This is a genomic window from Paenibacillus sp. GCM10012306 (assembly GCF_042649265.1).
In the GTDB taxonomy this organism is placed as follows: domain Bacteria; phylum Bacillota; class Bacilli; order Paenibacillales; family Paenibacillaceae; genus Paenibacillus_AQ.
Window position 1 is genome coordinate 63,378 of the sequence record NZ_JBHRYW010000019.1, and the last position, 21,009, is coordinate 84,386.

The window sequence follows — 21,009 nt, forward strand, 5'->3', positions numbered from 1 at the left end:
TATGAACACAGAATCTGCGGGTGCTGTTTTGAAATACCACCGCGGTTATACCCGATTGTTCGCTACAGGGATTATCAATGGTATCGGTGACCGGTTCAGTCAGGTAGCGATGTTGTCACTTGTGCTGCATCTGACGGGATCGGGACTGGCAGTAGGGATATCGCTTGGGGTAAGGGTATTGCCTTTTCTGCTATTGGCTCCGCTTGGGGGCATGCTCGGCGGAAGGCTGCCACGTAAAATGATCATGATTGCCACGGATTTGCTACGAGTACCGGTAGCGTTGGCTTTCTTGTGGGTAGACGGTCCGGACAAAATTTGGATAATTTATGCTGCGAGTTTTCTACTGGCTGCCGGGGAGGCCATTTATAGCCCGATTCGCAAATCGTCCATTCCGCTTTTGGTGGACCGGGAGCGTCTACTGGCTGTCAACGGGATGGAGCAACTGATGACGGGTATCGTCCTGATACTGGGTGCTTTTGCTGGTGGCGTCGTTTCGTTATGGTTCGGTCCCCAGTGGGCATTTCTTCTGAATGCAATATCCTTTTTGCTTGCTGCACTATTGCTTTCCGGCATTCATTTTCCGCAAGGCCTTGGCAGTAGCTCGGATGGGAAACAGGCTCAAACTCAAGAAAGAGCTAAAGAAAAGTCCCAAGAACAAGACCAGGACCAAGCTCAAGAGCAGGCTCAAGAACATGGCCAAGCCCAAGCTTCCACGAGATCAACCTCATTATCACCGTCGTCACGCAGCATATGGGGAATAGTGACCGGTAGCGTGATCTTGCAAATTATTTTTGCTTTTGAACTACTCGTACCACTGGTCAATGGGTTGGACAATGTACTGATCAGCGTATACGCGGTGCAGGAGTTTGGGGCTGGTGATCTGGGAGTAGGTGCCTTCTATGGCGCTCTCGGCATCGGTCTTAGCCTTAGCTTTTTGGCAGGACGCTTTATGCATAAGCGGCTGCTCCTGGGAGCGCTGGGTGGACTGCTGCTGGAGGGTGTACTCCTGATAACAGTCAGCTTTAGCGGGAGCTTTGTGACGGTGTTTGCGCTGTACATTTTACTTGCCTTCACAGGAGGAATCGGAAATGCCTGCCTAGATACGTTGTTGATGAAGGAAACGCCTGTGCTTTACCAGCCGATCATTTTTGGATGGCTCACAGCCGTAAGCAGTACACTTCTGGGTCTGTCCATGTTTGGTGCGGGGGTTGTACTAGAGATCATGGAGCCACGGCAGCTCGGGTTATGGGGCGGGATAGGCTTCGTATGTATTGCCCTGATCTTGTCCCTATATGCCAAAATCCGTATGAACAAGAAAAAGGACGGTGCAGTCACCGTCCCTTGGAAGTCTCTTTGATTTTAGCCTCAAGCTTGAGTTTGGATCTGCGCCGGAGCAGGAACGCTGCGATTCCCTTACGATAACGATACAGGAGTATGAGGACAACCGAGCCGACAATACCAGAGACAATCCAGAGTGCATACTTCTCTACAAGATGGAAGATGCCCATCCACTGCGGACCGAAGACTCGGCCGATGCCAAGGAACAGCACAACCCAGAACAAGGCACCGCTGTACGCATACACGGCGAATTTACGGAAGGACAGGCCCACAATTCCGGCGAAATATCCGGTAAAGTGGCGTACACCAGGGATGAAATAACCAATGGAGATCAGGACGCTTCCGTATTTTTCGAACCAGCGCTGTGTTTTCTCCAGCTTGGATTCCGAGAACAGAAACCATTTGCCATATCGCTGAATAAAGGGTAAGCCCGCCTTGAGTCCAATGAGATAGGTAATGGTCATACCGACGGTAGTTCCGAGAAAAGCAATTACGACCAGCAGCATAAAATCCAGTCTGCCCGTGTAGGAGAGAAATCCGGCAAAAGCCATCGTGGTCTCCCCCGGAAACGGGAGCGCGACGAATTCCAGCAAGAGTCCGAAGAATAGTACGCTGTATCCGTATTCGGCGAATAATTCCTGAATCCAATCCAGTACTTCCATAGGGTATTCACTCTCCAAAAGGCGAAAAGCCGTATTCTAATTGAAAGCTTGTCTTCATACAATCTACTGACGGCTTTGAGAGCCAATAGAATGCTGGAGGTAGAAAAGATGACGGGTAACAATAATTCAAACGGCCGCCGGATACTGATCCGCGGATTGCTACTTATGACCATAGCACTGCTGGTGACATCCGGATGGAGAACCGATTACCATTTTGGATCGACAAGATCCCTTTCACTACAGACAACAAATGTGGAAGCCTCATCTATTCAGCATAATCGTCTGAATGCTCCGGTGCAAGCGGACACAGTTATTCCCGCTGTACGGGCGGCCTTGGCAACAACACCTATTGCCATTCAGGCGGTTAATTCGGCTCCGATACAACCTCCTACGCTCTCCACTACAGCGCCCCAAACGGGTGTAGTTCAACAGGTGGCAGCTAAAGCAGCAAAAACTGTCTACCTTACCTTTGACGATGGTCCGAGCAAAATCACGCGTGAGGTTCTCGATATTTTGCAGAAAGAGGGAGTCAAGGCGACCTTCTTTGTGCTCGGGAATGCTGCAAAAAGCTATCCCGAGCTGATCAATGCCATCTGGGAGCAGGGGCATACCATCGGCAATCATTCCTACGATCATGATTACCATAATTTATATAGCGGATTCACCGCGTTCTGGGATCAAATCAAACAGACAGAGAATATAATCCGTGAAATTACAGGGGAGCGGCCCCGACTTGTTCGTGCTCCGGGTGGAACCTTTGGTCATTTTGATGATACGTATTTCCAATTGTTGAATCAAGCGGGCTACCTTGTTATGGACTGGACGGTAGACAGCGGCGATTCCCGGAGAAAAGGTGTACCGGCAGCTGAAATTCTGCAGGAATCCACCAAAGACTTAACGTCTTCCGAGGTTGTATTACTGCTGCATGATGGCGGGGGACATGGGGAAAGCGCCAAGGCGCTGCCTGGGATTATTGCCCGCTATAAAGCGGCAGGTTATACCTTTAAGGTTCTGGACGACAGTGTAAAGCCCGTGCAGTTCAGAGTGTCAGCCAAGGCGGCCAGCCTGAATCGGGCGAAGCCGTCTAATGCTTGGATTGCTTCCAATATCCTGCCGAATGCGGCACTCTTCCAGCCGGGCAGAACCCTCGCACTGGAGGTGGGACTGCTGGAGACCAAATTGAATCCGGGTGAATACAGCATCATCAATGGACAATACATGGTGCCGCTCCGGGCTGTGGTGGAACGGCTTGGTGGACAGGTGAAATGGGATCAGACCAGTCGCAGTGGTCAGGTGATCTGGAACGGCAGGACCTTGACAGCGGATGTATCTCGCGGGGAACTGGTCTTCAGTCTTCCAGGAGGCGCTCAGGAGAAACGGGCGGCTAGGGTAGAGATTATTGGCGGTTCCATCTGGGTGCCACTGAGAGAATTGCTAGAGACAGCTGGTCATCCCCTGGAGGCAATCAGTGCTACTTCAGGGGAGCGGCGGGTAAAAGCTGCCTGACACGGCAATATCTCTGCCCTGCCTGACCAGCAAAAAGGATGAAAACAATAGTCTGAGGGGATCCTTTCCTGGAAAGAATAGATATTAACACGCTCATGCCCTAAGTCCGCATTGCGGAGCTAAGGGATCTATAGAGCAAGTCTATGTCTGAAGGAAGGGTATCCTATTGTCCTCTTCATCTTTACATGAAAGTCACGGAAAAGAAGGTTCGCAGCCCATCAAAAGAGCGGTAAGTCTCAGAAATCGCAGTAGTGCCCTTGGAGAATGGCTGCGGATGCTGTCAGCAGGAGGTGTAATTGGTGTCCTCTACGCCTGGCGCGGAGGGCAAGCGCTGCTCTTCCTCTTGTCCATAGTCGTTCTTCTGCTGCTGGGAGGGTTATTGTTGCAACTCTTCGGGCCTCGTCGGATCAAAGTCGAGCGAACGGTTACGCCAGCCCGTCCTGTTGCGGGAGACACACTCCGGGTGCAGGTTCAGGTCAGCTTCATCTCAAGGATTCCGCTCCCTTGGATGATCATATTCGATGATTGGGGGAGTGTCTGGCATCAGGAACTGCTGTTTCCCGGATTTCGCCGTTCTTTCTCTTATTCGTATACGCTGAAAGAGCTGCCACGGGGGGTTCAGCGATTGCGGGCCTGCAAAGCGGTGTGGGGCGATCTGCCTGGCTGGTTCACAGGCAGCAGTAAGCCTGCAGGTGAGGCTACTGTCAAGGTGATGCCTGCTCCATTATATTTCCGCTGGTCGGCGCCGGAAGGTGGAGTTCTTCCAGATCAGATCAGGATGGCGAAGTGGAGCCGGGGCGGCAGTGAGGAAGCTGTCGACATCCGCCAATATGCGCCGGGAGATCCTCTGAACCGGATACACTGGAAGAACAGCGCACGTCGTGGTGTTCTGCAGAGCAGGGTGCCGGAAAAGGAGCGGGGGCGCATGATCTGTGTTGTGCTGGACAATTGCGCCGCCAGCTATGAGGTTCCTTATGGCGCACTAGTAGCACGAGGACGGAGAGGGGAGAGACCCTCCGGCTTTGAGCAGGCAGTATCGGCGGCAACGGGACAACTGCTCGCTGCCGAACACTCCGGTGCTTATATGCAGTTGTTCACCGGAGGCTGGCCGGAAGGGCTGGCTCGTCATGAGGGGCTAGGAAAGGTGCCTGCTCGGGTATTGGACATGCTCACCGAAATTGCCCCGAACGGTGCACGAAGCTTGCCGGAATTGCTCGAGGATGCTGCGCGAGGCTGGATTCCGGGAATGGCTGTCGCTGTGATTACCGGACGGCTTACTGAAGATTCGGCCAAGGCTATTGCACGTTATCTAGTGCAGGGAGTCAAGATGGATCTCTATTATGTATGGGATCTGCCGGCTCCTCAGGGAGGCAGTACTGGCCGCGAGGAATCTTCCTCGGCGGGAAGTATTTCAGACAGCCTGCGCCGTCTCGGTGCTACATTATTTTGCCTGGACGGTGCACTGCCCGCTTATGGACACGGGGAGGTGGAATTCCATGAATCAGCCGGAAAACCAACGATACGGTAACAAAAAATCCAGTGAGACCCGGCACTGCTACGGGAGCAGTTTAGGATCGAGTAGAACAATTACGCCCCTCACTGGGCGAGAGGTGCCCACAGAACCCCAGACTTCTGAAGTTCATACGACGGGACCTTTAACCGGAGCGGCTTCAGGGTTCCCCTTTATAGAGAACAGTCAGGCCGGAGTGCAGAGGGAAGTCCCTCTCGGGTACCGCTTGCTGTTCTCTTTGCCTGTTTTGGGACTTTTTATCCTGTGGCTCTCTCCGCTGTACCGTGTCTCAACGACTCCTGAAACGGCTAGCCTGATGATAACTCTGATGATAGTGGCGGCTGTGCTTATATTCTGGGGCATGCTTCAGCTGCCTGGTTGGCTGCTCTTGACACTACAGTTTGCGAGCATTGCTGCAGCCTGGGTGTATCTGACTGCCAGGGAAGAGGGGACTGGCTGGTTAGCGGAATACCCGGCACAGCTGCTAAGGGATCTCGTTATGCTTCTGTCGGGACATGTTGCGGAACTGGGTAATACGAGTAGATTGCTGATTCTGGCCGCAGGCTGGGGGATGCTGGTCTCGTCGGTGCAGCATTTAGCGATACACAGGGGAAGTTCCTTGCTTTTTAGCATAGTGTCCATGGCTTATTTATTGGTGCTGGATATTGCTTTTAGCATCGAGACGACCGTAGAGGTCATGTTGTCCGCAGGGCTGATTTTATGGATGCAAGGGATGGGCGTGCTGATTCGTCTGCGGGAACGAAATATCCATGTGAGGATTCCTTATGGCCTTTGGTGTAGTACGGCGTTTATCGTAGCTTTCGTTCTGATGCTAACCGCTTGGTGCGGGGAACAGCTCTACGGCTCACGCTCCGTGAATCAGATCACACTGCATTCTGCCTTCAGCAAGCTAAATGACTGGGCAGCCGGGCATATGAAGGAGAGCATGGAGGCGATGGGCAGGGGAACCACGGGCTACAGTTTGAATTCTGCTGAATTGGGAGCCCCACTGACACCCGGCACAGAGCCGGTTTTTACGGCGTTCAGCGATGAGCGAACCTATTGGCGAGGCGAGAGTATGGCTTACTATGACGGCCGCCGATGGATTAGAGAGGCGGATTCCTTTACTCCGCTGAATCTTTCCGGTTTTCCACTTCCACCGGCGTCTGGGCCCGGGCCGTCTAGCCGCAAGACACTGCGACAGCAGATTCTATTGGCTGGCCCATCCCCAGGAGGGTTGCCGGTGTTCAGTGCAGGGACTATTGTTGACATGGAATCAGGGGAACGGGAGGATGGAAGCCGTCTGGGCTATATTCTTGTTAATAAGGAAGGGGATAGCTTCCGTCTGCCGGATGAGGCAGAGGGCGCCTGGGTTACGGGCTATACGGTTCTTTCTGTACTACCCGAATTCGATCCGGCTGTGCTGCGCGGGGTGCAGCAGGGCGACCCTGAAGAGATTCGCAGCAAATATTTGGAGCTGCCGTCGCAGCTACCAGCTCGGGTAGCCTCTTTAGCAGCTGAGCTTACGGCCACCGCTAGTAGCCGCTATGATGCTACAGTGGCGGTAAGGGATTATTTGCAGAGTCATTATCCCTATACTCTGGATACGAGGGTCCCCCCGTCCGGCAGTGATTTCGTAGATGGTTTTCTGTTCCAAGCGAAGCGCGGTTATTGTGTTCATTTTGCAACGGCCATGGCAGTCCTGCTTCGCAGTGTCGATATCCCAGCCCGTTTCGTCCAAGGTTATGGCCCGGGCCAACTGGTAACAGGTCCCGGGCCACAGCGATATGCTGTGACCGAGAGGGATGCCCATGCTTGGGTCGAGGTGTACTTTCAAGGCGTAGGCTGGGTCCCGTTCGACCCGACACCGGGTGGCGCGGCTGCTGGTACCGCGCAGCCTGCTGATCCGGCGGCTTCCTTGGCGCCGCCGTCCGGGTCCGGCCTCTCCGCTGCGCAGCGCGCGGAGAATTGGCCCGCCCAGCCACTGCCGGGCGGGCCGGCACCCGCGCCGCTCCAGCTCGCGGCGCTGGCGCTTCCCGCCGCCGCGTGGCACTGGCGGCGGAGCCTGGCCCTGCTGTGGGCTTACCGCAGCAGGGCTGTGGGCCGGGAGAGGCAGCTTCGCGCTGCCTCTCTGGCCTGGCACGGGCTGGCGGCGCGGTATGGGGCGCCGCCGCCCGGGGTCACGGGCAGGGAGTATGCAGACTCCCTGCCGATCGCAGATGCCGGACTGCGCGTAGCGGTCCGGCGGTTCGTACGCCAGTGGGAGACCCTGGCGTACAGCGGGTCCGGCGGATCACCGGCTTCCCGCCGCACTCCCCCGGCGGCTTCTTCCGCTCCGTCATCATCCACCGATGAAGGTGAAGCCTTCCTACGGGAATGCCTGAGGATTACCTTCCGGCTGACATGAACCGTTTGAGGTAAGCCGTCTGACCAAAACATCTGACGTAAACAGACTAATGTAAACGGACTAACCTAAACCGGCTAACATAAATCGACTAAGCTAAACGGCTTGACCTAAAGCAGCTAATGGAAGTGGAAGGTCCAACCAGTAACACGCTTGCTTGAGGCGAGTGCCCCTTGAAAAAGGAAGCGCCACCGCATCATTTATGTTGCCGCCTTCAACAATCCTGACATTTATCGACATGACAAAATCCAACCAAATCCATGCCCTCCTTTCCTTGACGGTGTGAATTAACCATGAGTATAATGAATCCAATAATCAAGGGAGGCACGTAATGAACAAGCCAAATGAAATCATCGTTGTTCTCGATTTCGGAGGACAATACAACCAACTTATCGCGCGCAGAATCAGAGATTTAGGAGTATATAGTGAGCTTCTGCCTTACAATACACCAGTGGAGAAGATCAAGGCACTATCGCCGAAGGGGATCATATTCTCCGGTGGACCAAGCAGCGTATATGCCGAGGATGCACCGCATGTAGATCCGGCGATTTATGATTTGGGACTGCCAATTTTCGGCATTTGCTACGGAATGCAATTGATGGCTCAGCAGCTTGACGGTAAGGTCGAACGTGCCGCCAAACGCGAATATGGTAAAGCTGATGTTGATTTTGTCGAAGGCTCCCAGCTTGTGAAGGGTCTGGAGAACCGCCAAACAGTATGGATGAGCCACGGAGACCACGTAGTGGAGCTTCCAGCAGGCTTCAAACTGGACGCAGGAACTGAAAGTGCTCCGATTGCAGCTATGAGCAATGCCGAGCGCAAATTCTATGCGGTACAGTTCCACCCAGAGGTTCGTCATTCCGAGCATGGTAACGAGATGATCTCGAACTTCCTTTATGAAGTGTGCGGCTGCGATGGTAATTGGACGATGGAATCGTTTATTGAAGAAGCCGTTCAAGATATTCGTAATAAAGTAGGCGACAAGAAAGTACTCTGCGCCCTTAGCGGCGGTGTGGATTCATCCGTAGTGGCCATGCTCATCCACCGTGCTGTCGGGGATCAATTGACCTGTATGTTTATTGACCACGGTCTCTTGCGCAAAGGTGAAGCCGAGGGCGTTATGGAGATGTTCGTTGGTAAATTCGATATCCATGTGGTGAAGATCGATGCCAAGGAGCGCTTCATGAGCAAGCTGGCCGGTGTGGCTGACCCAGAGCAGAAGCGTAAGATTATCGGTAACGAGTTTATTTATTGCTTCGATGAAGAATCGGCCAAGCTGGGCGACTTCTCCTTCCTTGCTCAAGGTACGTTGTATACAGATATTGTTGAGAGCGGAACAGCAACAGCACAGACCATTAAATCCCACCATAATGTAGGCGGTCTGCCGGAAGACATGAAATTCAGTTTGATCGAGCCGCTTAATACGCTGTTCAAGGATGAAGTCCGCAAACTGGGCGAAGAACTAGGCATGCCAAGCGCTATGGTATGGCGTCAGCCGTTCCCAGGCCCGGGTCTTGCTATCCGCGTTCTGGGTGAAGTGACAGAGGAGAAGCTGAAGATCGTTCAGGATTCCGACTACATCCTGCGTGAAGAAATCATCAAAGCCGGTCTCGACCGCGAAATTTGGCAGTATTTCACAGCATTGCCGAACATGAAGAGCGTTGGCGTCATGGGTGATGCTCGTACGTATTCCTACACCGTAGGTATCCGCGCGGTAACCTCCATCGACGGTATGACCGCTGACTGGGCGCGTATCCCGTGGGATATTCTTGAGAAAATCTCTGTACGTATCGTCAACGAAGTAGAGAACGTAAACCGTATCGTCTATGACGTGACTTCGAAACCACCTGCAACGATTGAGTGGGAATAGGTAAACCAGCAACTATAGATTGAAAAAAACTCTCTTTTATCTGCGTTGTTCAGCAAATAGAAGAGAGTTTTTTATGCTCCTATTAAGAATTCTGTCGATGAAGCGGAAATCATGATTCCAAGATCCGACGGGACACAGCGTCATTCCAAGTTATAGAAGGCTTGTGTTAAATTTTTCACAGAGCAGCCCCATGATTAACATCCTTTTCTTCCCGATTCCTATAAGGAATTGGCGAGAAATGTCGTTTTTACGAACAATACAAAAAAAATAACGTTTAATGTTCGTTTTTGTCATTGACAAGGGCTGTCATATCCCCCTAAAATAATAAAGCACAACAATAATATTTATTCGTATAATTCCGGGGATTGGCCCGGAAGTCTCTACAGGTCACCGTAATGACCTGGCTACGATGAAGAAGAGAACAATCTCCTGTTGATCTTCGCCCCTAGATTGGCGATATGCACAGGAACTTACTCTTTTTATCTGGCCGGTGTCTATCAGACTCCGGCTTTTTGTTGCTGTCAGACACAACATACCTTAGGGGGAGAACAATTTGAATCGCTTTTTCAAGTTGAAAGAGAATGGTACTACCGTTCGTACAGAGATTATGGCCGGCTTGACTACGTTTATGGCAATGGCTTATATCCTGTCCGTAAATCCCAACATACTGACCGCTTTTGGCCAGATCGACATGGGATGGTATTCTGTATTTTTGGCTACAGCGATAGCCGCAGGTGTTTTCACTATTGCCATGGGGTTGTTCATTAACTTCCCGGTTGCACTGGCACCTGGTATGGGACTTAACGCTTACTTCGCATCGGTTATCCTGTCCTCCGCCACATCGGATCATCCATTCACTTGGCAGATGGGTCTTACCGCCGTATTCATTTCCGGTTTGATCTTTATCCTATTAACCGTAACCAAGGTACGTCAGATCCTATTGACAGCTATTCCTGACAGCCTGAAGCATGCAATCACCGTCGGTATCGGTTTGTTTATTACCATTATCGGCCTTAAGAACAGCGGAATCATGACGATCGGCGTAGAAGCCGTAAACGACATTGCCGCTCATAAGTTTACAGATGTCCTTTCTTTCGAAACAGTTATCCATCTGGGCAGCCTGGAGAACACCAATGTCCAGCTGGCAATTATCGGCTTGCTGCTGATCGCAATCTTGATGGTGCTGAATGTTCGCGGCGCAATCCTGTTCGGTATTCTCGGTACTACTGCAGTGGGAATTCTGATGGGCGCCGTGGATTTCAGTCCTCTGTCCAATCCGCAAACACCATGGGTTCCTGATTTCACTCAATTGAACTTCATGAAATTTGACTGGGATGGCATTCTGCATACCGGTATCATTTCCGCCATTGCGACATTCACTTTCGTAGAGTTGTTTGATACTTTTGGTACACTTGTAGGTACAGCTCAACGTGCTGGCATTATGGACAACCCTGAAGAAGGTAAGAAGCGTGTAGGTAAGGCAATGTTCGTAGATGCGGTGGCAGTAGCTGGTGGTGCCATGGTCGGAACTTCCACAACTACGGCTTACGTAGAAAGTGCTGCCGGTGTTGCTGAGGGTGGCCGTACAGGTCTTACTGCGGTAACTACAGGCGTCTGCTTCCTGTTGGCCCTGTTCCTTGCTCCTGTAGCTGCGCTTATCCCTGGTTCTGCTACCGCTGCTGCTCTGATCGTTGTAGGTGTACTGATGGCGCAATCGCTCCGTAATATTGACTTCCAGGACATGGTCGTTGCCATTCCTGCGTTCCTGACGTTTGTTATTATGCCTTTCACTTACAATATCGCCAACGGTATTTCCTTCGGTATCGTTACTTACGTAATTCTTGCTAGTGTCGCTAACTTGGCCGGCAAAAAGAAATACGACATTCACTGGATGATGTGGGTACTTGCGATCCTGATTATTCTCCGTTATGCATTAATGGGTAGTCAGGGCTAAAGCCTGTATCTGATACATCCATCCTGCGGTCCCTTCGATGTTGAAGGGACCGTTTTTTTGTGGTTTTGCGTATCAGTCTTTTCATCATCCATTATTTAGATTATATTGTTGAAGAGGTGATAAATGTTGTCCAGCAGTCTAAATCGGGTATTTATCTTTTGCAAGAACAACCCTTGGCTCGTACTAATGTTCCTGCTGGGAGCGATGATTCGGATAGTGTATATTGGTTCCATTCCGCCAGGATTGAATCAGGACGAAGCGTCGATCGGATATGACGCCTACGCTATACTTCATTATGGTATCGACAGAAACGGAATCCACCTGCCAATCCATCTGATCGCCTGGGGCAGCGGGCAAAATGCGTTGTATGCTTACTTGTCCATGCCGTTTATCTGGTTATTCGGCTTATCACCGGTAACGGTGCGAATGGCGAGTCTACTTATGGGTCTAGTGGGCATGGTAGTGTTCTATCTTTTGTCCAAAAGACTCTTTTCCTCCCCAGTAGCGGGTCTTGCCGCCATGTTCTTTATCGCTATTAATCCATGGCATATCATGATGTCGAGATGGGCGTTAGAATCGAATCTGTTTCCTACGTTGATTCTGCTTGCTGTTTATTGCTTGCTTCGATCCTTCGAAGCTCCCAAATGGTCTTATGCATTTACAGTTATACTATCGTTGTCGCTTTATGCCTATGGGACTGCCTATTTTTTCGTTCCGGTATTTGCTTTGGGAACTATAATTCTTCTATTGTATAGAAAAGTGCTGAAGCTACGGACCATTCTATGGAATGGTGTACTGTTTATCCTGCTGGCTTTGCCGATTCTATCCTTTATAATGATCAATCGTTATCAACTGCAGGGCTTTTCTACCCCGTTCTTTTCCATCCCAAGATTAACTACACCGCGAGTGGAGCAGATCTCCTCAGTCTTCGGCGGGCAAATGCTCGACACTGCCTGGAGTAATCTCCGCGAATTTTTCAAGATAATGCTCAGTGGAAGTGATGGTCTGCCGTGGAATTCCATATCGCCTTACGGCTACGCCTATTCTCTTGGATTGCCCTTTGTCCTGGTAGGACTTATTGTTATAATAAAGTCTTTACGTAAGCGGGATTTATACGGCACTGGTCAGTCGGTGATCCTGCTCTGGTTCCTGACGGCTATTCTGATGGCAGCCATAACGAATGTGAACATTAACCGGATTAATGTTATTTTCTACCCTGTAATTCTGCTGATTGTAGCTGGCTTTTTGTGGCTTAGCACGAAGATTAAAGGGGCAGGCTTGGTTGCAGCGGGTGGATTCGCTCTGTTTTTCGTTTTGTTTGGCATGACGTATTTCCGTGATTTCCCGGGGAGAATCGGTCCTGACTTTTATGAGTCCATCGGAGAGGCTATCCAGTATGCTTCTGCGGAGACTGAAGGGAATGTCTATGTTACCGATAAGGTCAACATGCCCTATATCTATGTGCTCTTTTATGAAACTATCGATCCTCATGATTACCTGAAAACTGTTAGCTACGTCAATCCGGGCGCTCCCTTTCAGCTGGTAAACTCATTTGGACGTTATCGGTTTGGAGGGCTGTCGATTGTCCCGGGTGAGCGGGCAGCGTATATCTTTTGGAATGGTGATCCTCTCCCTGACGGGAATGAAGGATACGAGATTAAGAGATTCAAGAACTACACTGTAGTTGTTGATCGCGAAGGAATTACACCTGTGAATCCTCAGGATACTGAGGGCGACCGCGAACATCATGGACTGATGAACGGAGGGTTCGAGGAAGGGGCGTTGTATTGGACTTTTACAGCCGGTACAGGAATTGGCACCAATAATCCGTATCAGGGAAGCTCGCTCGCCTATCTTGATCCTGGTATGGAAAAGACAATCGCTCAATTGATTTACCCGGAGAAGTCCGGTGAGTACAAGTTTTCGGCAATGATTAGTGCAGGTGGGGGAGGCGGAAAGTTTGGTATACGGGTTAATGGTGCCATCCTTACTGAAACTGAACTTACCGAAGGTGAAAGCTATCATCAGATTGAACTTCACGCAGTGAGCCTGCAGCAGGGTGAACAGGCGGAGATTTATTTTACCGGCGGAAACGGCTGGATTAACATTGATGAGGTGAGGATGGAACAATGATGATCAAGAATACACGTGTGGCCGCAATACTCATTGTCATATGCGTACTCTTCCTGCTTCCAGTGACAAGTGTATTTGCAGAAGGCAACCTGCTGCAGAATCCGGGCTTTGAGGATGGGGAAGGCAGCGCTCCGTCCGGCTGGACGGAGGACGCATGGATTCCGGGAAAAGATGCCGGCTATGTGTCCGTGCAAACATCCGAGGTCCATTCCGGCAGTAAAGCGGCTGTGATCGAGAATTTGCAGCCGAACCATCTGAAATGGATACAGACGATTCAAGTGGAGCCAGACCACTTGTATAAAATTTCTGGTTGGGTCAAGGTTGTGAACACCGTCAGCGGCGGGTTTGGCGCTGGTGTGTTCGTGGTTGGCGTAGGAGGTGGTTATCCTGGTGTCATGGAGACCGCTGGAGAATGGAAGTACCTGGAATTCATCGGCAAGACAGGGCCAGACCAGAAGGAGCTGGGCGTGGGGGCCAGTCTTGGCGGTTATGCCAGTTTGTCCCAAGGCAAGGCTTACTTCGATGATTTGGCTGTAGAGCCGTTAGATGCTGCTCCCGAGGGAAGCAATATCATCTCACTGGATAACAATGCTGCGCCCCAAGGCGGGGACAGCAAGCCTGAAGAAACACCGCACAAAATTTCTCCGGCGAAGTTGCTGCTGATTTCTGCGCTGTTCAGTGCCTTTTTCGCAGTGCTCTGTAACCGGGTCTTCCGTAACAACAAATTAATGAAGCAGCCGGAGAATGTATACAGCCGGTGGCTATATATTTCGATTGGTGCAGCGCTGATACTGCGGGTCTGGATCGGACTGACTGCGCAAGGGTACCAGAATGATATGAATACCTTTATTGCCTGGGGTCAGCGGATGCTGGATCTAGGGCCTGGTAGATTTTATGAGGAAGGATATTTCGCCGATTATCCGCCAGGATATTTGTACATATTGTATGTGCTGAGCGCGATCCGCGGGATTTTTGGCTTGGCGCATGGCTCGGGTGGAGAGAATCTGTTGTTCAAGCTGCCAGCGATCATTTCGGATCTGGTGCTGGGCGGGCTGATTTATCGGGCAGCCAGGCAAAAACTCGGTTCCGGGATCGCACTGGGTCTTTCGCTACTATTCTTGTTCAATCCAGCAGTTCTTATCAATTCCGCTGCTTGGGGGCAAGCCGATTCCTTTTTCCTTATCTTCCTCCTACTTAGTATTGAAGGAGCAGCTAACAAATCTCTGGTTCGGGCAGCCATCTGGTTCGCCATTGCCACACTTGTTAAACCGCAGGCGCTTATCTTTACACCGGTATTGTTGTTTGCCTTTTATCATCAGCGGGCGTGGAAACAACTTGCGCTCGGCGCGGTGTATGGACTCGGGATCTTCGGGGTATTGGCAGCGCCGTTCTTCTGGAATAATGGTGGTTTAAGTGGACTTATTAATCTTTATAAAGGCACATTATCTTCTTATCCGTATTCTACCGTTAATGCCTTTAATCTTTATGCGTTAACCGATCCGATGTGGTCTAGTTTGGATCAAACCTGGCTAGGAATCTCGTACCGGGGCTGGGGATTTGTCTTTATTCTGGTCGCTGTAGCACTCTCGATGTTCTATTCATTCCAGAAGGATCGTAAGGATTTATCCAGATCTTTCTTTATCGGCATGGTATTGATTGTTACCGTCTTTGTATTGGGGACAAAAATGCATGAGCGCTATATGTACCCTGCACTGATTCTTGCCGTGTTCGCGTATATTCGGAGCAAGGATCGCCGCTTCCTGACATTGTTCCTGGGGTTCAGCTTGACCCAGTATGTGAATGTCGGCTATACACTTGCTCATTTGAATGCGGGCAACAACCCGGAAGCAGATGGCATCGTTATAGTTACGGCGATCACAAATCTGGCCTTGTTACTATACATGCTTTATATTGGGTACGATGTATATGGAAGGAACCGGGTGAAGAGTCTGCCCCCTCTACGTTCTGAGGAGGAGCACCGTGCGGAAGATTTGGGCTTGGTACAGAACATTCGCTTGCTCAAGGACAACTCTGGAGACTCCCTATTCAAGCTGAAGCTGAGTCGCAGGGACTGGACCTGGATGCTTGTTATTACTGCCATATATGCCGTGGTTGCTCTGGTCCATCTGGGATCTACGAAGGCCCCGGAGACATTATGGGAACCAGCGGCTAGCGGAGAGAGCTTCTATGTGGATCTCGGACAGAGCAAGCAGCTTGAACGTGTGAATGTCTTCGGAGGCGTTGGAACCGGCAAGTTCAAGCTGGAATTCGGTGAATCGCCTGAAGCCTGGGGAAGTCCGCTCGAAGTTAATGAGGATGTCGGCAATGTCTTCATCTGGAAAAGCCAGCCACTGAATGTGGCGGCAAGATATGTGAAGCTTACTGTCCTCTCGCCAGGGTTCACCTTGAATGAGATGGCTTTCTACGAGCAGAACGGCGGCAGAATACCGCTTCCGATTGCCAGTGTTACTCCGGATGGAGGAACTGCCAAGCGGGGAGCACCTGGAAATCTGTTCGACGAACAGTCGTTGATTCCGGAGTATTCCAACTTCATGAACAGTACTTATTTTGATGAGATTTATCATGCCCGTACTGCATATGAGCATTACCACGGCATCGTGCCGTACGAGAATACGCATCCCCCACTGGGCAAGCTGCTGATTGGGATCGGGATGGAGTTGTTCGGTGTGAACCCGTTCGGCTGGCGGATCATCGGAACTCTGTTTGGAATTGCCATGTTGCCACTGATATATATGATGGCGCTGCGTTTGTTCAAACAGACCCGTTATGCGGCTCTCGCATCAGGATTGTTTGCCCTGGACTTTATGCATTTTACACAGACAAGAATCTCTACCATTGATGTGTACGGTGTATTCTTCATTATGTTAATGTTCTACTTCATGCAGCGCTACTTTACTTTGAACTTCTATAAGGTACCGCTCGGCAAAACGCTGATTCCGCTGTTCTGGTCTGGCCTGTTCTTCGGTATCGGCGTAGCTTCCAAGTGGATTGTGCTTTACGGCGGGGCCGGTCTGGCTGTTATGCTGGCATTGGCTCTGGTTGAACGCTACCGTGAATACCGGGCTGCCAAGCGAGTGCTGGCCGAAGGCCGCAAGCTCGATCAGGCAGTGACCACGGCTTGCCGCGGAGCGGTGAACTCTTTTTGGAAGAATACAATTATAACGCTTGCCAGCTGTATTGGATTTTTCGTTATTATACCGGGGGTTATCTACAGTCTGTCCTTTGTTCCTGCTTTATCGCCATCGGCAAACGGCTTTACTTTGCAGGGTTTGATTGATGCGCAGAAGAATATGTACAACTATCATAGCCAACTCGTTGCAACACATCCATTTGCATCCTCCTGGTGGGAATGGCCGTTTATGAAAAGACCAGTCTGGTTCTTCAGCGGCGGAGAAGGATTGCCAGCCGGACAGGTCAGCAGCATTGTAACCATGGGTAATCCGCTCATCTGGTGGACTGGGATCTTTGCCATGATAGGTACACTGTGGCTGACCATCAAGCGTAAAGACAAAAGCTTGTTCATGATCTGGATCGCATTCTTTTCCCAGTATGTGCCTTGGATGCTCGTACCGCGTGAAACATTCCTATACCATTATTTTGCCATGGTACCGTTTATGATTCTTGCTATTGTATATGTAATGAAGCTTATTGACAGTAGATATCCGAACGCGCGGTACATTCGCTATGTTTATGTCGGTGTGGCGGCGCTGCTCTTTATTGCTTTCTATCCAGTGCTCTCGGGCATGCAAGTCAGTGGAAGTTATGTAACGAGCGTTCTGCGCTGGTTCCCGTCCTGGGTGTTCTAAGATGTTGTGATTTCAGGGCTTGTGTTGCCACAAGCCCTATATAAACTTTACTAGGAGGAACAAAGGTGAAGGCTAGATACAGTGTAGTAGTGCCTATGTACAATGAGGAAGAAGTTATCAGCCATACCTACGATCGGTTGAAGCAAGTGATGGACAGATGCGGCGATTCCTATGAATTGGTCTTTGTTAATGACGGCAGCCGTGACCGGACCGTAGAGATTATGCAGGAAATCAGCAGTCGTGATGAACGGGTGAAGCTGGTGGATTTCTCGCGAAACTTCGGACATCAGATTGCGATTACAGCGGGGATGGACTATGCCTCGGGGGATGCGGTGGTGGTCATTGATGCCGATCTTCAGGACCCGCCAGAAGTTATTTTGCAGATGATAGAGAAGTGGAAGGAAGGCTATGAGGTCGTTTACGGGAAGCGATTGAAGCGGCATGGAGAGACTCTTTTCAAAAAGGTGACCGCCAAGCTCTTCTACCGGCTGCTCAGCAGCATGACCAGTGTGGAGATTCCAACGGATACCGGAGATTTTCGCTTGATAGACCGCAAGGTCTGTGATGTACTGCGGGGCTTGAAGGAGAAGAACCGTTATGTCAGAGGATTGGTGAGTTGGGTCGGCTTCCGGCAGACGATGGTGGAATACGTTCGGGAGGAGCGTTTTGCGGGAGAGACGAAATATCCGCTGAAGAAGATGATCCGTTTTGCCCTGGATGGGATTACTTCCTTCTCGCACAAACCGCTTAAAATTGCTTCCTATGTTGGATTCTTCATCTCGCTGTTTAGCTTCCTGTATTTATTCTTCGTATTATTTCAAAAGGTCTTTACCTCATGGACCGTTCCGGGCTGGACCTCCATTGTCGGCGTTAACCTGCTGTTCAACGGGATCGTATTGATGCTGCTGGGCGTCATCGGGGAATACATCGGGCGAATCTATGACGAGTCTAAAGACAGACCGCTGTACATTGTGCGTGAGACTAGAGGCTACCCTGAGGGAGAGCTGAAGGAGAGTCAGAAGGAAAAAACCTATGTTCGATAACAACCGTCGTGCCGCATTCATTCAATTTCTAAAGTTTAATGCAGTGGGACTGCTTAATACGCTCATCGACTTTGTGGTCTTTACTCTGCTCCATTCCCTTGGGATGATGTATGGGCTGGCGCAAGTGTTCTCTTATAGTGCAGGTACTGCCAACAGCTTTATCCTGAATAAAAAAGTGACCTTTCGGGACAGTAGCCGCAGTGGCAAGAGTGGATTTGACCGAATACAACTGTTGAAGTTTATCATCTTGAATCTTGCTGTGCTGGGGATCTCTCTATTGCTGATGCAAGTACTGACGGAACGGTTCGGGGTGCAGGTGCTTCTATCCAAGGTGCTGGTAACCTTCGTCACTGTAGTTATCAATTTTTTTGGAAGCCGCAAATGGGTGTTCTAGGAATGTAAAATACGGGGGTGAAGATCATGCGCAAGTTCTCTTATCTCATCATTCTTGCGGGAATTCTTATCATGTTGTACCCGAAGGTGAATGAATGGTATGAAAACCGGCAGGAGCAGAAGCTGCTGGAAGAGGCGGAACATAGCTACAGTAATCTGGTTCCAGTCTCTGCCGATAACGATCTCAAAAGCAAATATGCTCAGGTAACGCAGTTGCTTGCAGAAGAGTCTGCTGCTGAAGAGCAAGAGCCCCAAACAGAAACACCTGCAACTGCAGAACCTGAACCTGAGATTGGCGGGAAAGTAATTGCTTTAATTGAGATCGATAAGATCAATTTGAAACTGCCCGTCCTTGAGGGGGCTACCAAGACTAATATGAAGCATGCGGCAGCCCATATGAAGGAGACGACTCCTATTGGCGAGATCGGCAATGCTGCAATTGCAGCTCATAGAGCGAGAACTACCGGAAGGCTATTCAACAGGTTGAACGAAGTGGCCATCGGTGACACCATTACAGTGAAGACTAATGCAGAGGAGTTTGACTATGAGGTCTATGATATCTCTGTAGTAGACCCTACGGATGTGTCAGTACTGAACGGGAATAACAAGGATAAAATCCTGACATTGATCACTTGTGACCCGTTAGTAAACCCTACGCACCGCCTGATTGTGCATGCCAAATTGCCCCAGATGGCAAAAAATTAATGTTTCTTAAGACATTAGTGTTATCTTTTCAATAAATTAGGGTAAATCTATTGATTTAGGCTTTGAATATATAAATGAATATGCTAGAATTAACTTAGAAAGCTAAACACGATAACGGCAAACCTATCGAAAGGTAGGGACGCAAAGCTAAAGGGCCTTCCCGTAAGGATGGCAGCCAGTTACCGAATGCAGAGGCTTTTTTTGTTGTCTTTCCATGGTCAATCTAGTAGTTCTCTAGTAGATGCGAGGATAGATAAAGCTTATACGATAACGGCAAACCTATCGAAAGGTAGGGACGCAAAGCTAAAGGGCCTTCCCGTTAAGGATGGCAGCCAGCTACCGAAAGGAGTTTTATCCATGAAAAAGTTTTATTTTGCTTTAATGTCCCTATTTTTAGTGGTCACCTCTATCAATGTCGCTTCAGCTAACGCTGCAAGTGCAGACGCGAAATGGTTGGATACCTCGAAGCTAAGTCAAGGCGTAGTGGGAATCCAATATGATGTTCCGAAGGATAAACGTATCAAAGTCATGATTACTAAAGACAACAATAGCTACACCTACAACCTTTATTCTGCACAGCAAATCGAGTCTTTCCCGCTACAACAAGGTAATGGATCTTATAAAGTATCTGTTCTGGAGAATACTACGGGCAATAAATATAAATCGGTCTACTCTGAAACTTTGGACCTGTCGCTTAACGACACTAACGCTGTATACTTGGGTTCCGTTCAGAATGTGAAATGGAATTCTTCCGATAATGCTATTCTTAAAGCCAAACAGCTTACAGCAGGCAAAACAACTGATCAAGCAAAAGTACAAGCTATTCATGACTACATCGTTGCCAATGTTAAATATGATTACGCGTTGGCTAATAGTGTGACTACTGATTACATTCCTAATATTAACAACACATTGAATAGTAAAAAGGGTATTTGCTATGATTACGCCTCCCTGTTTGCTGCGATGTCCCGCAGCGTAGGTATTCCTACCAAGCTGGTCATGGGAAATACAAGTTATGTTGCTCAGTATCACGCCTGGAATGATGTATTGATCGATGGTAAATGGGTGACAATCGATACAACTGTAGATGCCGGACTGGGCAAAGCTGCCCAGAATGATCTGTTCAAAAGTCCAAGTAAATACACCGCAGCAAAATTCTATTAATACGCATTGAACATGCCTAACAACCTGCTTAATTATTAAGCAGGTTGTTTTTTTTATATTAGGGGTTGCTTTTTTGTTGAAAGATAGGGTATTATGTAAAAGCGTTGTTGAGCAGGGCAAAGTGCTGTGAAATGATTGAAAAAAGAACTTCAAAAAAAAGCACTTGCGCTTCTGAGAATAACGTGTTATATTATAAGAGTTGCTGCTGAGACATTAAGCGGACAACGAGAACAGTTTGATCTTTGAAAACTGAACAACGAGTGAGTATCGAATTCACGCAAGTGAGTTCACAAATGAGAATGCAAATTCTCGTCAGATGTTTCAAAATGAGCAATCGCTCTTTTCGATAAGTTTTCGGATGGTTATTTTCTCGGATTAATTCGGGAAGTGATCGCTCGAAAAAACCTATTTGGAGAGTTTGATCCTGGCTCAGGACGAACGCTGGCGGCGTGCCTAATACATGCAAGTCGAGCGGAGTTGATTTGAAAGCTTGCTTTCAA

Annotated in this window: 13 protein-coding genes, 1 rRNA gene and 3 riboswitches; of the genes, 13 read left to right on the forward strand and 1 reads right to left on the reverse strand. The window is 49.6% G+C overall.

Annotated elements, in window-relative coordinates:
- The first annotated feature begins 1 nt into the window (after window position 1).
- The gene (locus ACFORK_RS27305) at window positions 2–1,357 is read left to right on the forward strand and encodes an MFS transporter (RefSeq protein WP_379205100.1); all 1,356 of its coding nucleotides are present in this window, start codon (window positions 2–4) and stop codon (window positions 1,355–1,357) included.
- Here ACFORK_RS27305 and ACFORK_RS27310 read toward each other — a convergent pair.
- Window positions 1,332–2,000, reverse strand: a complete 669-nt coding sequence (locus tag ACFORK_RS27310) for a DedA family protein (protein WP_379205102.1) — start codon at window positions 1,998–2,000, stop codon at window positions 1,332–1,334. The genes ACFORK_RS27305 and ACFORK_RS27310 overlap by 26 nt on opposite strands.
- Before the next feature lie 108 nt (window positions 2,001–2,108).
- On the opposite strand from ACFORK_RS27310, the gene ACFORK_RS27315 reads away from it, so the two are divergent.
- From ACFORK_RS27315 to ACFORK_RS27370, 12 genes are all read left to right on the forward strand, one after another.
- Complete coding sequence (locus ACFORK_RS27315) at window positions 2,109–3,506, forward strand: polysaccharide deacetylase family protein (protein ID WP_379205104.1); 1,398 nt, start codon at window positions 2,109–2,111, stop codon at window positions 3,504–3,506.
- Window positions 3,507–3,780: 274 nt separating this feature from the next.
- Window positions 3,781–5,034: a DUF58 domain-containing protein gene (locus tag ACFORK_RS27320; RefSeq protein WP_379205106.1), complete on the forward strand. Its 1,254-nt coding sequence runs from the start codon at window positions 3,781–3,783 to the stop codon at window positions 5,032–5,034.
- A complete protein-coding gene (locus tag ACFORK_RS27325; RefSeq protein ID WP_379205108.1) occupies window positions 5,003–7,423 on the forward strand; it encodes a transglutaminase TgpA family protein in 2,421 nt (806 codons plus the stop codon). The genes ACFORK_RS27320 and ACFORK_RS27325 overlap by 32 nt, the downstream gene beginning before the upstream one ends.
- A gap of 328 nt (window positions 7,424–7,751) precedes the next feature.
- The gene (gene guaA / locus ACFORK_RS27330) at window positions 7,752–9,290 is read left to right on the forward strand and encodes a glutamine-hydrolyzing GMP synthase (RefSeq protein WP_379205110.1); all 1,539 of its coding nucleotides are present in this window, start codon (window positions 7,752–7,754) and stop codon (window positions 9,288–9,290) included.
- A 328-nt stretch (window positions 9,291–9,618) separates the two neighbouring features.
- Window positions 9,619–9,717: riboswitch (purine riboswitch) on the forward strand.
- Window positions 9,718–9,843: 126 nt separating this feature from the next.
- On the forward strand, window positions 9,844–11,244 hold the full coding sequence (locus ACFORK_RS27335; RefSeq protein WP_379205112.1) for an NCS2 family permease: 1,401 nt from the start codon (window positions 9,844–9,846) through the stop codon (window positions 11,242–11,244).
- Between the two features lie 123 nt (window positions 11,245–11,367).
- Window positions 11,368–13,377 (forward strand): glycosyltransferase family 39 protein, encoded by a 2,010-nt coding sequence (locus ACFORK_RS27340; protein ID WP_379205114.1) that lies wholly within the window; start codon window positions 11,368–11,370, stop codon window positions 13,375–13,377.
- Window positions 13,377–17,204, forward strand: a complete 3,828-nt coding sequence (locus tag ACFORK_RS27345; RefSeq protein WP_379205116.1) for a glycosyltransferase family 39 protein — start codon at window positions 13,377–13,379, stop codon at window positions 17,202–17,204. Before ACFORK_RS27340 ends, ACFORK_RS27345 begins: the two co-directional genes overlap by 1 nt.
- A 65-nt stretch (window positions 17,205–17,269) precedes the next feature.
- A complete protein-coding gene (locus ACFORK_RS27350; RefSeq protein WP_379205118.1) occupies window positions 17,270–18,247 on the forward strand; it encodes a glycosyltransferase family 2 protein in 978 nt (325 codons plus the stop codon).
- Window positions 18,237–18,641, forward strand: a complete 405-nt coding sequence (locus ACFORK_RS27355; RefSeq protein WP_379205120.1) for a GtrA family protein — start codon at window positions 18,237–18,239, stop codon at window positions 18,639–18,641. Before ACFORK_RS27350 ends, ACFORK_RS27355 begins: the two co-directional genes overlap by 11 nt.
- Before the next feature lie 26 nt (window positions 18,642–18,667).
- Entirely contained in the window at window positions 18,668–19,345 is a 678-nt protein-coding gene (locus tag ACFORK_RS27360; protein WP_379205122.1) for a class D sortase, read from the forward strand.
- Window positions 19,346–19,451: 106 nt separating this feature from the next.
- Window positions 19,452–19,532: riboswitch (cyclic di-GMP riboswitch) on the forward strand.
- 75 nt (window positions 19,533–19,607) lie between these two features.
- Window positions 19,608–19,689: riboswitch (cyclic di-GMP riboswitch) on the forward strand.
- Between the two features lie 13 nt (window positions 19,690–19,702).
- Entirely contained in the window at window positions 19,703–20,509 is an 807-nt protein-coding gene (locus ACFORK_RS27365) for a transglutaminase domain-containing protein (RefSeq protein ID WP_379205124.1), read from the forward strand.
- Window positions 20,510–20,915: 406 nt separating this feature from the next.
- Window positions 20,916–21,009, forward strand: a 16S ribosomal RNA gene (locus tag ACFORK_RS27370); the annotation flags it as partial.